The organism is Yoonia sp. R2-816 (assembly GCF_046762905.1).
GTDB lineage: Bacteria > Pseudomonadota > Alphaproteobacteria > Rhodobacterales > Rhodobacteraceae > Yoonia.
In genome coordinates, this window is the sequence record NZ_JBKQXN010000350.1 from 67,023 (window position 1) to 80,646 (window position 13,624).

At 59.3% G+C, this 13,624-nt stretch carries 11 protein-coding genes; 10 read left to right on the forward strand and 1 reads right to left on the reverse strand.

Going from position 1 to position 13,624, the window contains the following annotated elements:
* Positions 1 to 20 precede the first annotated feature (20 nt).
* The 10 genes from tagH (at position 21) to ACFWW2_RS26295 (ending at position 12,700) form a co-directional block, all read left to right on the forward strand.
* Positions 21 to 1,280: a type VI secretion system-associated FHA domain protein TagH gene (tagH, locus tag ACFWW2_RS26250; protein WP_393933550.1), complete on the forward strand. Its 1,260-nt coding sequence runs from the start codon at positions 21 to 23 to the stop codon at positions 1,278 to 1,280.
* Positions 1,281 to 1,404: 124 nt separating this feature from the next.
* Positions 1,405 to 2,766: an ImpA family type VI secretion system protein gene (locus tag ACFWW2_RS26255; protein WP_393933552.1), complete on the forward strand. Its 1,362-nt coding sequence runs from the start codon at positions 1,405 to 1,407 to the stop codon at positions 2,764 to 2,766.
* 119 nt (positions 2,767 to 2,885) lie between these two features.
* Positions 2,886 to 3,404 carry a type VI secretion system contractile sheath small subunit gene (gene tssB / locus ACFWW2_RS26260; RefSeq protein WP_393933554.1) on the forward strand — a complete coding sequence of 173 codons (519 nt, stop codon included), beginning with the start codon at positions 2,886 to 2,888 and terminating at the stop codon, positions 3,402 to 3,404.
* 55 nt (positions 3,405 to 3,459) lie between these two features.
* The gene (gene tssC, locus ACFWW2_RS26265; RefSeq protein WP_393933557.1) at positions 3,460 to 4,953 is read left to right on the forward strand and encodes a type VI secretion system contractile sheath large subunit; all 1,494 of its coding nucleotides are present in this window, start codon (positions 3,460 to 3,462) and stop codon (positions 4,951 to 4,953) included.
* A gap of 69 nt (positions 4,954 to 5,022) precedes the next feature.
* Positions 5,023 to 5,520 carry an Hcp family type VI secretion system effector gene (locus ACFWW2_RS26270; protein WP_393933559.1) on the forward strand — a complete coding sequence of 166 codons (498 nt, stop codon included), beginning with the start codon at positions 5,023 to 5,025 and terminating at the stop codon, positions 5,518 to 5,520.
* A 96-nt stretch (positions 5,521 to 5,616) separates the two neighbouring features.
* Complete coding sequence (tssE, locus tag ACFWW2_RS26275; protein WP_393933561.1) at positions 5,617 to 6,207, forward strand: type VI secretion system baseplate subunit TssE; 591 nt, start codon at positions 5,617 to 5,619, stop codon at positions 6,205 to 6,207.
* Positions 6,204 to 8,144, forward strand: a complete 1,941-nt coding sequence (gene tssF, locus ACFWW2_RS26280; protein WP_393933563.1) for a type VI secretion system baseplate subunit TssF — start codon at positions 6,204 to 6,206, stop codon at positions 8,142 to 8,144. Before tssE ends, tssF begins: the two co-directional genes overlap by 4 nt.
* Complete coding sequence (gene tssG / locus ACFWW2_RS26285) at positions 8,141 to 9,121, forward strand: type VI secretion system baseplate subunit TssG (protein WP_393933565.1); 981 nt, start codon at positions 8,141 to 8,143, stop codon at positions 9,119 to 9,121. Before tssF ends, tssG begins: the two co-directional genes overlap by 4 nt.
* A 28-nt stretch (positions 9,122 to 9,149) precedes the next feature.
* Positions 9,150 to 11,882, forward strand: coding sequence for a type VI secretion system ATPase TssH (gene tssH, locus ACFWW2_RS26290; protein ID WP_393933567.1), 2,733 nt, complete (start codon positions 9,150 to 9,152; stop codon positions 11,880 to 11,882).
* A 26-nt stretch (positions 11,883 to 11,908) separates the two neighbouring features.
* Complete coding sequence (locus ACFWW2_RS26295; protein ID WP_393933569.1) at positions 11,909 to 12,700, forward strand: hypothetical protein; 792 nt, start codon at positions 11,909 to 11,911, stop codon at positions 12,698 to 12,700.
* Between the two features lie 16 nt (positions 12,701 to 12,716).
* Here the strand turns inward: ACFWW2_RS26295 and ACFWW2_RS26300 are convergent, their stop codons facing one another.
* Positions 12,717 to 13,589: a LysR family transcriptional regulator gene (locus ACFWW2_RS26300; protein WP_393933571.1), complete on the reverse strand. Its 873-nt coding sequence runs from the start codon at positions 13,587 to 13,589 to the stop codon at positions 12,717 to 12,719.
* Positions 13,590 to 13,624 lie beyond the last annotated feature (35 nt).

The window sequence follows — 13,624 nt, forward strand, 5'->3', positions numbered from 1 at the left end:
TTTGACTGGTACGGCGTGGCATGACCCTGACACTGCGGATCGAGAATTATGACAGCTTGCCTGACGGCGGGCCGACCTCGGCTACGGTGACGGGTGCGGGCATGAGCGCCGGGCGTTCTGCCGCGATGGACTGGACATTGCCTGATCCGCAAAAGCATATCTCGGGCCATCATTTCGACATCAGCTATCGTGACGGGGCCTATTGGCTGACCGATGTATCCACCAACGGCGTGTTTCTGGATGGCCAGCGCCACCGGATCGAAGGGGCCTATCAGCTAAAGCAGGGCGACCGGTTTCAGGTTGGCAATTACTTTATCGTTGTTGATCTTGGCGCAGGTATCGCGGCAGCCCCGCCGCCGCCCCAGGCGATGACCCCGGCACCGCAATTCGAAGACAGTGATCCCTGGGCCGTGTCATCCACCCCCGCCGCCCCGGTTGATGTCAGCCCGCGCCCCGACCCGCGGGCGTTCGAGGATTTTGCCAGCGACTTTATCGTGAACCCCGTCGCGCCGCAGCCTGCACCGGCACCCGAACCATCGCCATCCGCGCCGGTGCCTGCGGCAGCTCCGTCGCCCTTTGGCGCATCGGATTCACCCTTTGGTGACAGCCCGATCCCTGCAGCCCCATCACCCATGCCCGGCCCTACCCCGCAGCAGCCGCAGGCGGCCACACCATCGCCCACGCCAGCACCACCACCCGATAACGGCGCCGCGATCCTGAAGGCGTTCTGTGAAGGGGCGGGTTTACCACCGCCACCGCCGGGCAGTACGGCGGATGGTGAGGCACTTGCCCGCGAACTTGGGCAGACGATGCGAACTGCTGCCGCCGAACTGATGGCGTTGCTGCAGGACAGGGCAGCGGCCAAGAAATTCACCCGTGGCGGCGACCGGACCATGATGGGGGCCGCCAATAACAACCCGCTGAAATTCCTGCCCGACCCGACCCAGGCGCTCGAGGTCATGTTTGTACAACCGCGCGAAGGTTTCATGACCGGCGGCGAAGGGATGACATCGGCATTGAACGACGTGAAGACGCACCAGATGGCGGTGTTTGCCGCGATCCAGCCTGCGCTGATCAAACTACTCGCCGACCTCGCCCCGGAGGCTATTGAAGAATCGACCGGTGGCGGCTTGCTGGCAGGCGGACGGCGCAAGGCCTGGGAAGAATACGTCAAACGCTGGGACGCCAAGGTTGCCAATCATGAAAACGGGATGCTGGATGTGTTCCTTCAGCACTTTGCCGAAAGCTATGCCGCCGCCGTTGCGGCAGCGCGCAAATAGGCCACAGACGTGAAAGGTCTGGAATCCCCTGCTTGACCCTTCCCCGCTGTCGCGGCACGCTTGATAGCAGATTTAATCGGGTACGCTGCGCTTTGAAAATGCTGTCACTCCAAAAGGATAAGTCATGAGTTTCGACTGGCTCAGTGAACCGGTGTCGGATGATGCGCCCTGCGGGCCAAATCTGGAAGCCACCGACGACGCGGCCTTTGTCGACTACTATTTCGAAGCCGAAAGCCGGATGCCCGAACGCTATTTCGTGCCCGGCATCAAGGACCCGGATGACGACTACACACCGGGAACCTTGTTCGATCCCAAATCCATCGCCCACGCGGACGAGAAAAAGACCATAACTGCCCTGCTCAAGCGCAGCCGCGATGCGCGCCTGCTGTCGCTGCTGGCGCGGATGATGATCCTGGCCGGTCGGCTACCTGATTTTGCCGATGCGGTCGAAGGGCTGGCCATTCTGCTTGAGACCCGGCCCGACGATGCCCACCCGCAGGATGCATCTGATCGGCGCGGCAGCATTGATGAATTGGGCAATTCCAGCATGGTGATTTTGCCGCTGCAGCACGCCAATCTGGCCGGCGCAGGCGAGGTCAGCCTGCGCCGCTATACCGTGGCGACAGGCGGGGCAGAGCCGCGCAAAGGTGAGGTTGGGTTGAATAGCGGCGCCATGCTGTCCGAGATCGCGGCCCCGGGAAACCGGGACGCGGTAGAAGCATCACATGCCGCCCTGTCCAAAGCCGCTGACGCGCTGACCCGGATCAAATCGGCCTGCCTGCGCCTCGACAATCCATTCACGCCATCATTAGGTGATACGCTGAAGGTAATCGCGGATATTCAGGATCTGATCCACAATGGGCGCAGCGATCTGAAACCCTGGTCGGCAGAGGGCGAAGCGCCAGTTGAAGCGCCTGCACAGCCGGTCGAAGAGACCGCCGAAGGGGCAGAGCCTGCGCCAGACGCAGCAACCGCGCCCGCCCAGCCAGCACCCGCAGCGCCTGCCGTCAAAACCAGTGTGCCAAACCGGGCAGCCGCCCTGCAAATCCTGAACACGGTCGAGGGTTACCTTGCAACCCACGAACCAGCAGCCCCGGCACTTTTGCTGATCACGCAGGCCCGTCTGCTGGTCGGGCGCCCGCTGGTCGAAGCGATCGAAACGCTGATGCCGGAACAGGCCAACCAGACCAAGATTACGTTCGGGTCCGACACCGGTTTCGTGTTATACATGGACCGGCTGAAAATGCTGGCAGGCGAAGGGGCGGGGCAAGCGGAAACGGCAGCAGATGCCGATCCCGGCCCACGGCCAGACATCGCGGACCGTTCGGCAGTGGCCCCGCTGATCAGCGCGGTGGAAGAGTATTTTCGGGTCCGCGAACCCGCCAGCCCGATCCCGGTACTGCTGTTCAAGGCGCGCACATATCTGGACAAGGATTTCACCGCGATTGTCGCAGATTTGTTACCGCCAAAAGGTGAAAGTCAGTAAAAAGAATGCAACCGATATTTGTGTCCAAAATCACGGTCAAACCGTTTGAAAACGTGGTAATAGCGTTGACTTCAAGTGATATTCAAAGTTTCATAACGCCGATGTTGAGGAGAGTTTAGATGCCATCAGATTCCGCCACGGGTTTTATCAAGCGTAACCGCCCTCCGCGCGTGAACATTTCCTATGCCGATCCTTATGATAGCGAGAAAATGGTCGAGCTGCCGTTTGTCATGGGTGTGTTGTCTGATCTGTCCGGCAACGCGTCAAAGGTGGAAAAACCACCGGTGGCCGAACGCAACTTTACCGATGTGACGGCATCGACGCTGGATGACTATATGGCCAGCGTATCGCCCGGCCTGTCCTTCGCTGTTGAAAACAAGCTGGAACCGGATAGCGACACCAAGCTTGGCGTGAACCTCGAATTCAATTCGATAGATGATTTTGGCCCGGCACAGGTGGCCCGTCAGGTGCCCGCGCTAGCCAAACTGCTGGAAGCCCGCGAACAATTGGCCAACCTGTCACGGTATATGAACGGGAAATCCAAGGCGCAGGATCACCTCAAGGCGCTTTTGGAAGACCCAGAGCTGATGGCCGCACTCGCCGAAGCCAACAAAAGCGACGAAGACGACGCTGAATAAAAACACGCATTGCGTCGGGTTGGCGCAAGCAGCGGTGTAATAGGGAAGATGTGAAATGGCAGAAGAAGCGCAACAGCAGGACGCCCAGGTCAAGGAAGGCCTGAACGAGCTTGATGAATTCTCTGATATCCTCAAGCAGACGATCAAGCCACGCACGGATGAGGCCGCCAAGGAGGTCGATAATGCCGTTGTGACGCTGGTGCGCGAGGCGATGAACGATCAGACGGTCATTTCCGATGATATCATTGATACAATTGGCGCGATGCTGGCCAAGATCGACAAGAAGCTGACCGATCAGGTCAACCAGATCATTCACGCCAAGGAATTCCAGGAACTGGAAAGTAGCTGGCGTGGTCTGGCCTACACGGTCAACAACTCGGAAACTGACAGTTCATTGCGCGTCAATGTCATGAACGTGTCCAAGAACGAGCTGAAAAGCGAATTGCGCCGCTATCCCGGCGCCAAATGGGACAAGAGCCCACTGTTCACCAAGATTTACGAACAGGAATTTGGCACCATGGGTGGCAAGCCCTTTGGCACAATCATTGGCGACTATTATTTCGACCAGTCCAGTGGCGATGTCGGCCTTTTGCGTGATCTATCCAAGATCGCGGCGACCGCACATGCGCCGTTTATCTCGGCTGCAGCACCAACTCTGCTTGGTATGGATAACTGGACAGAAATGCCGAACCCGGCTGATCTGTCCGAGATTTTTGACACGCCCGACTATGCCGCCTGGAACAGCCTGCGCGACAGCGAAAACTCGCGCTATCTGGCGCTGACCCTGCCGCGTGCCCTGTCGCGTGAGCCCTATACCGAAGACGGTACATCGGTGGTTGAGGAATTCAACTTCATCGAAGAAACTGACGGCCATGACGGTAACCAATATGCCTGGATGAACGCAGCCCACGCGATGGCCGCCAACATCAACCGCGCCCACAAGGAATATGGCTGGACAGTCAAAATCCGTGGTGTGCAGTCAGGCGGCGAGGTGATCAACCTGCCCACCCACACCTTCGATACCGGCGACGGGTCCAAGGACATGAAAATCCCGACCGAGGTGTCGATCACCGACCGTCGCGAGGGCGAGTTGAGCAAGGCGGGCCTCATCGGTCTGATCCACCGCAAGCACACCGACAAGGCGGCCTTTATCGGTGCGCAATCGCTGTATCGCCCCAAGAAATATGTGGATGATCTGGCCACGGCCTCTGACAATATGTCATCGCGCCTCCCATACATCTTCGCGGTCTCACGCTTCAGCCACTATCTGAAGTGCATGGTGCGGGATAAGATCGGGCAAAGCCCGGATCGCATCCAGCTTGAGAAAGATCTGCAGACGTGGATCAACAAATATGTCTCTGCAAACCCCGAAAGCGCCACTGAGAAAGAGAAGGCGAAAAAGCCTTTGGCTGGTGCAACCGTGCAGGTCATCGAAGACGAGGAGAACCCCGGCTACTACATGGGCAAATTCTTCCTCAAACCCCACTTCCAAATGGAAGGCATGGATATCGGCATGAGTCTGGTGTCCAAGCTGCCTAGCGGCAAATGAAGACCCCTCCCAACCAACCCTTATCGTTAGCGCATTTGAGTACGCTGGCGGCCAAAACGGAGTAATATAATGGCTGTTGATATTTTTCTTCATCTCTCGAACAACATCAAAGGCGAAAGCCAGGATGCCACGCATATGGACAAAATCGACGTCCTGGCGTGGAACTGGGGCATGTCTCAGTCCGGCACGACCCATGTCGGTGCTGGCGGCGGCGGCGGCAAGGTCAACGTGCAGGATATTTCCCTGACCAAATATGTCGATCTGGCATCCAACGACCTGATCAAGCGCTGCGCAACCGGCGAACACATCGAAAACGGTGAGCTGATCGTGCGTAAATCCGGTGGTGCGGCCCCTGTGGAGTATTTCCGCATGAAGCTGGAGAACATCATGATCTCGTCCTACGCCACTGGTGGCTCCAAGGATGGTCTTGACCGGATCCAGGAAAACCTGACCCTGAACTTCCGCAAGTTCGAAATCGCCTACACCCTGCAGGAAGCCTCCGGTGCTGCTGGCGCTGAATCGCTGGCCGGCTGGGATGTCGCTGCGAACCAGGAGTGGAGCGCTTAATCGGCCATTAGCCGATCACATCGCGAAACGAACACGTTCGGGGCCCTTCGCGGCCCCGAATTACCTTAAGCCGCCCGATTTTTGTGAGCTGACCTGATGAGCACCGACCGGAGCAAACGTGGAAATGATAAAACCCGCGGCGATCCAAAGGATCGGCGGCAGGTGTCATTGATGCATGTGTTCCGATCAGCGCGCGCCCAGCGTGACGCCAGCAAGGATGAAGCCAACTATCAGGACGGCGCCCGCGAGGTCACATCCCGCAGCCAGGAACGCCGCATTGGCACGGATGAGGCGACGTTGCGCCAGCATCTGACCGCCGATCTGGCCAGCTTGATGAACACGATTAATCTCGATGCCGTGGTTGATCTGGATGACACACCCTATGTCGCCAAGTCGGTCATCAACTACGGCTTTGGCGATATGAGCGAGATGAGCAATTCGATCCATGCGGGCCAGCAGATCGCGCAACTGATCCGCGACACGCTGATTGAACATGAACCGCGCCTGATCGCCGATACAATCGAAATCCAGCTTAACCGGGATGAACAAGAAACCACCCAGCGGCTCAGCTTTGATGTATCCGCCGAAATGGTGGCCACCCCGGTTGATGTCCCGCTTGATTTCGTGGCCGAGGTCGACATGGGCGCGGGCAAAATCCAGATGACACGGTTGCGGGTGCAGACATGAAAAAGGCATTCCGCGAGGCCTATAACAAGGAACTGGCGCTGCTTTACGAGCGTTCGCGCGAATTTGCCGCCGATTATCCGGGTATTGCGGATCGCCTTGGCGGGCTGATCAAGGAAAACCTCGACCCGGCGGTGGCGGGTCTATTGGAAGGCACGGCCTTCATGGCCGCCCGTGTCCAGTTGAAGATGGAAGAAGAGTTTCGGACATTTTCGACCGAACTGCTGAACCAGATTTTTCCTGACGCCCTGACACCCACCCCAAGCGTCATGCTGGCACAGGCCAATCCACCTTACGAAAACAAAGACCTGATCAAGGGGCTGCATTTCGACAGTGGTGAATATCTTGATGCCCGTTTTGTCGATGCCGATCAGCGGGTGTCCTGCCGGTTCAGCCTGTGCGGCCCCTTATCGGTCTGGCCGCTGAAAATCCCCAAAGCCGTCTATCACGGCAGCCCCGCCCCCTTTCTGGCAGCCGGAGAGGCAGAGGTCGCGCAAGGCACCAAGGGTGGCCTGCAACTGACGATTCAAAGGCCGCTATCTGCCAGCAGCAGCAAGGGTGGCGGACCACTGGCCGAGGTGGCGGTCGACAGCCTGCCCATTTATCTGATCGGGGATATGCCTGATGCGGTCGCACTTTATGAGCAGATCTTCTGCGATCTGAAACGCGCCTCACTTCGCTATCTCGACAAGAACGGCGATCCGGTTTTCATCCGGCTTGATAAGCAATCCATTGAACAGGTCGGGTTCGATGAAGGGGAAAATCTGTTTCCCCATGATGGCCGCCTGTTCGAAGGGTTCGCCCAATTACGCGAAGTTTTCGTGTTTCCCCGCAAGTTGCTGGGCTTCCGCCTGACCGGGCTGCAACAGCATCTCAAACGCATCAGCCAATCCGAGGTGCAGTTGCTACTGGAATTCGGCACCGCCAATAAAAACCTGGCCGCCCGGACCAGCGAAAAGGGTTTTGCGCTGAATTGTGTACCAGCCGTCAACCTGTTCGAGGAAAGTGCGAGCCAGATCAGGCTGGATGACAAACGCACCGAATTTGTGGTGACCCCCGACAGCAGCCCACTGACCCATTACGAGGTTTACAACATCATCGACGTGCATGCCCATTACCCCGGGCTGCAGGACAAGGTGAAGGTCAATCCGCTTTACGCCGTGCCCAAAGGTGGGGCCAAGCCGCGCCAGTCGCTCTATTACACCAGCCGCCAGAAGCCCCGCCGCCTGACCCAGAAGGAACGACGGTTCGGGGCGCAACAGCGCTATGCGGGGACCGAGACTTTCATTTCGATCTACGAACCCCCCGATCTGGAAGGCGACGCGCGCGCGCAGCGACTGCAGGTGCGGACCCGCTGTTCGAACCGACATCTTCCCGAATATCTGCCGATCGCCGAAAGCCGTGATGATTTCCACATGTGCGATGATGTCAGCGTCAGCCTTGCCTGCGTCGGGGGGCCGACACCGCCCCGCCCCGCCATGACAGAGCTTGAGGCGAACGCCGCCCATCGCACCACAGCAGGTGACAACTACTGGCGGCTAATCAGCTATCTGTCGCTCAGCCATTTCAGCCTTGATGGCGACGATGATGGGATCCGCGCGGCGGAGTCACTGCGCGAGCTTCTGTCACTCTTTGCCGATCTGTCCAATGTCGTGACAGAGGCGCAGTTACAGGGCATCAAGACCGTGACCACCCGGCCCATCGTGCGGTCGGTTCAGCGTGGCGACGGCTATCATCCTGCCCGCGGGCTTGAGATCACGATCACAATGGACGAGGCCGCGTTCGAAGGATCGGGCATCATCCTGCTGGGGGCCACGCTGGACCGGTTTCTGTCCGAATACGCGGCCGTCAACAGCTTTACCCAGACCATCATCACCTCAACCGACCGGGGCGAGGTTGCCAAATTCCCACCGCGCACCGGCACCGGACCCCTGATATGACAGATACGCAGGATCATCGGCCGGTCGGCTATCTGGCCCTGCTGCGCAAACTGGAACGCGAAAGCGCGGGCAAACCACGCATCGGGCGCAACACCACGATGGCCGAGGAACTGGCGACCATCGGTCAGGACCCTTTCCTTGCCTTTCCCGAAACCGATCTATCGGATATCCGACAGGACAAGGCCGGTCGTCCCGATCTGCGCAACCAGATCATCGGCTTTTTCGGCCCGCACGGAGCGCTGCCGCTGAACACCACAGAAGAGGTCCTGCGCTGGGCGCAAAGCGGCGATCTGGCCTTTGTCAAATTCACCGATATCTTTGCCACCCGGTTCCAGCAGATGTTTTTCCGGGCATGGTCCGATGCCCGCGCGATCACTCAGTTCGACCATGAAGACGACGACCGGTTTTCCCATTACGTCGGCGCGCTGATCGGGATCGGGACACCAGCCTGGGCGGATCGTGGTCATATCCCCGATACAAACCGGCTTGGCATGGCGTCGCTTGGCATTGGGCGCGTCAAAAGCCCGGTCAAGCTGCAGCAGATGCTGCGCTATGATCTGGGTGCCGCCATCGATATCGAAGAACATGTGCCTACATGGATCGCGTTCGAGGGCGACAGCCTGAACCGGCTGGGCCAGCAGGGCAGCACCTTGGGGCGCGACTGTTTTCTGGGATCGCGCGCGCAATCGGTCAATGAAAAGATCATGATCCAGATCCGCGCGAGAACACTTGCCGAATATCGCGCGTTTCTGCCTGGCGGGGCGTCGCATACCCGCATGCTTGATATCGTCAACGGCTATCTGGGCCGCACATTCGAAGTTGGCGTGGCCCTGACCCTGCCCGCCGAAGAGTTTGAACCGGCAGTGATCGGCAAATCGGCTGAGGTCGGTTGGATGGCCTCGCTCGCCCCTGAACCGGCACCACCGCCCGGCACCTACCTGCCCGGCGCCACATTCGCATTAAACACCGCTGCATAAGCCAGACCACATTTGAAGGAGTCCGCGCATGGCTGAAATCAACATCGAAAAATACGCCGGCAAGATGAACCGCCTTGGCTATGATGCGTTTCTCAAGGCGATGCGGCAGGCGCGCAGCGAAAAGAACCGCAATGTCGGCACCGCCCATTGGCTGTTCCATATCGTATCCGATCAGAAATCCGACATCTCCTGCACTTTGCGCGAATTGGGGCTGGATCGCGGAACAGTCCTGAAGGACCTGATTGCGGCCATCGACAAGCTGGACAAAAACGTGACCGAAACGCCCGGCATCGCCGAAGGCCTTTCCGACACGCTCAACCACGCATGGACCTATGCCACACTGTTCTTTGGCGAGGTGCAGATCAGATCGGGCCACGCCCTACTGGCCATGCTGAACGACCGCAATCTGCACCGCGAGATCACCCGCGCTTCGTCCATTTTCAACGATATCTCTGCCGATCAACTGGGCAAGGAATCCCGCACGCTTTGGAAAGAGAGTGACGAGGAAGAGATGCGCCCGATGGACGGGTCCGGCCTGCAATCTGGCGGTACCGCAGCCGATGGTGACGAAGGCCCCAGCGCCTCGACAGCACTTGGCCGGTTCAGCGTCGACATGACCGCCGATGCCGCCAGCGGCAAGATGGACCGCGTGGTCGGCCGCGATGATGAAATCCGCCAGATCATCGATATCCTGCTGCGCCGTCGCCAGAACAACCCGATCCTGACGGGTGAGGCCGGGGTTGGCAAAACCGCCGTGGTCGAAGGGTTCGCCCAGCGCCTCGCCGATGGCGATGTGCCGCATAAACTGCAAGGCACGCGCCTGCATATGCTGGATATTCAGGCCATGCAGGCGGGCGCGTCGATGAAAGGCGAATTCGAACAGCGCCTGAAGTCCCTGATTGACGAGGTGCAGGCTTCGCCCACCTCGATCATCCTGTTCATTGATGAGGCGCACACGCTGATCGGCGCAGGCGGGTCCGCTGGCACCGGCGACGCCGCCAACCTGCTGAAACCGGCGCTGGCACGCGGCACTTTGCGCACCATCGGTGCCACGACCTTTGCCGAATACCGCAACTATTTTGAAAAAGACCCGGCGCTCACCCGCCGTTTCCAGCCCGTGAACGTCGACGAGCCCGACAATGACCGCTGCGCCTATATGCTGCGCGGCATTCTTGGCCCGATGGAGGCGCATCATGGCGTGCGTATCTCTGACGAAGCCATCGTCGCCGCCGTCAACCTGTCCGCCCGCTACATCCCTGCCCGGCAATTGCCGGACAAGGCGGTGTCGCTGCTGGATACTGCCTGCGCCCGCGTCGCCGTCAGTCAGGCCAGCATCCCGGCCCGTATCGGCGACCTACAGGCGGCCATCAGCGCGCTGGAAACAGAGATCGCCAGCAAAACCGCCCAGCGCGATCTGGGCGAAGAGAACGAGGAACGGCTCGAAGAGGCCGAGGAAGAATTGAAAGCGAAACGCGAGGAACTTGCTGCGTTTGAAGTCAAATACACCGACGAAAAGAAGATCGTCGATGACATCCTTGCCCTGCGCGCCGAACTCGCCAAAGCTGAAACCGGCGAAGACGAAGCGCCAGAGCCCGAAGATATCGGCGACGCCCGCAATGATGAAGAGATCAAGGAAGCCGAATCCGAGCATGAAGGCGAAGCGCCCCGCGACCCCGACACGATCCGGGGTGAAATGCTGGAACTGATGGCGAAACTGGACGCCACCGATGCCGATGACCGAATGGTCTATGCCCATGTGGATGAACAGGCGGTCGCTTCCGTGATTTCCGACTGGACCGGCATTCCGGCGGGTCGCATGGTTGTGGACGAACTTGAACAGATCCTGAACCTCTCTGACCATCTGAGTGAGCGAGTGATCGGGCAGGATCACGGGCTGCGCATGATCGCCAAACGGATCGAGACCAGCCGTGCTGGGCTGTCCAACCCGAACAAACCGATCGGTGTCTTCATGCTCTGCGGCCCGTCGGGTGTCGGCAAAACCGAAACTGCATTGGCACTGGCCGAAAGCCTTTATGGCGGTGAGCAGAACATCATCACGATCAACATGTCCGAGTTCCAGGAGGCACACAGCGTGTCCCTGCTGAAAGGCGCACCCCCCGGCTATGTCGGCTATGGCGAGGGCGGGCGACTGACCGAGGCGGTGCGGCGCAAGCCCTATTCCGTTGTTTTGCTGGATGAGGTCGAAAAGGCGCATCCCGACATTCACGAACTGTTCTTTCAGGTCTTCGACAAGGGGATCATGGAAGACGGGAACGGGCGGCCCATCAATTTCAAGAACTGCCTGATCCTGCTCACCTCGAACGTGGGCACGGACGTGATCATGGAGATGGGCGAAGGCGGCGAGACGGTTCCCGATATGGACGAACTCAACACGGCCATGAAACCCTTCCTGCTGGAGGTGTTCCCGCCCGCACTGATGGGGCGGATCGTCACGATCCCCTATTTCCCGCTGGGCAAGGAGGTACTGGGCGGCATCACCAAGCTGAAACTGGGGTCAGTCGCCAAACGGCTGCGGGAATCGCACGGGGCGAAAATGGTCTATGGCGACGATGTGCTGGATCACATCGTCGACCAATGCCGCGACCCCGACAGCGGCGGGCGGATGATCGACAACATCATCACCAATTCCATCCTGCCCGACCTGTCACGTCAGGTGCTGTCGCGGATGGTCTCGGGTGAGGACATGAAAGAAGTCACCATCGTCATGAACGACGGCAAAATCGACTACAACTTTGCATAGCCCGCGCACATCAGGAGCAACAATTTATGGACATTTTCTACGGCATCGACGGGACTGGTGAGGACAATAACGATCAATATGCCAAAGACTTCGAAAACAGCCATGTGCGCACCATGTGGAGAAAGTGGCACACGCCGATTGCCGGCTACATCCGGGGGCCATCATTGGCGGGTACGGAAACGGCTGACCGGATGTGGAATGGGCTGAGATGGGTCAAGGAAAAGTGGGAAGTGCAATCCAAACTGGCCACGCCTGCAAAACCGACGCGTGTCTTTCTGGCTGGATACAGCCGGGGCGGGGCAGCCTCCGTCGCACTCGCCTATCATCTGGAAAAGGCCAACATTCCGGTCCACGCCCTATTTTTGTTTGATGCTGTCGACCGGTCGCCATTGCTGTTCACTGACACGATCCCAAGCAACGTATCCGCCTGTTATCACGCTCTGCGCGATCCGCGGGCGGGATCAAGGGAGTCCTTTGGCAATTGCGGGCGCAAGCCCAAGGCGTCGGTTGCTTATACGGAAAAGACGTTCTTCTGCACCCATGGCGGGGTCGGCGGCACCCCGTGGAAGAAAAACGGGAAATCCGGAAAGATCGAGGAGCTGGATACATCCGACAAGGTCGTGGCCACCGTTTTGGGCGGTTATGCAGGCAAGAAGATGGCGGATGAGCACGACTTCACCAATGTCACAGTGGCGCAGGATGAACAGGGTAGCAAAGCATCCTGGGAATGGATGAGCAAGAACCTGACAATCGCCCGTGCATCGAAAGAAGCCGAAGGTATCGGGACGTTTGGTATTGATGGGAAAACCCGCAAGTAACGCCCGAGAAAGATCTTCAGGCCGTCTGCCCCAACAGCCATCTCTTGAACGTCTTCGCCCGTGCCGACAAGGTGCCGGGCGGGTGCACGATGTAATATCCCAGCCCGTCGCGCCGTTCTGACATCACCGCGATCAGTTTGCCGCTGGCGATGTCATCGGCCACCAGCGCGCTGGATACGACCGAAACACCACCCCCTGCGCGAACGGCGGATAGCAGCATGCTCAGCGTTGCGACCTCGTTTGCCTGACAGCACGCCATGTCCAGCCCCGATGCCGTTACCCAGCGCCGGGCCTCGCGATGCACGACCTCGAACAACCATGGCAAGTTCTGCACATCCGCAAGTGTCTGCGCAGGGCGGCCCTGCAATAGCGAAGGTGCGGCCACAACGGTGTAGTCGGCCTCGATCAGCAACTCCGCCTCCAGCCCCGGCCAATCGCCCATGCCATAGCGGATCGCCATATCGAACCCGTCGCGGCGCAGGTCCGCTACATCCATGTCGGGATTGATCGACAGGCCCAGCCCCGGATACGTCGCCCAGAACCCCGCCAGACGCGGCATCAGCCAGTTTTCTGCGAAGCTAGGGGTGACTGTGATCGCCACAGGGCGGTCCGCGACATCTGCCGCGATGGCCCGCACGCCGCTGGTGATCATCCCGAACCCGTCGCTGAGCGATGCGGCCAGCCTGTGGCCCGCATCGGTCAGGGCCAGACCACGACCGGCGCGCACCAATAGTGACGTGCCCAACTGCGCCTCGATCGCGCGCACATGCTGTGCCACGGCGGCATGTGTGACGTTCAATTCGCGCGCCGCCTCGCTGAATGTGCCTGCTCGCGCTGCCGCCTCGAACGCGCGCAAGGCCGCGAGCGAGGGGATATCACGCCAATCCATATGAAAGCCCTACTAACATATGAAAAATCATACAG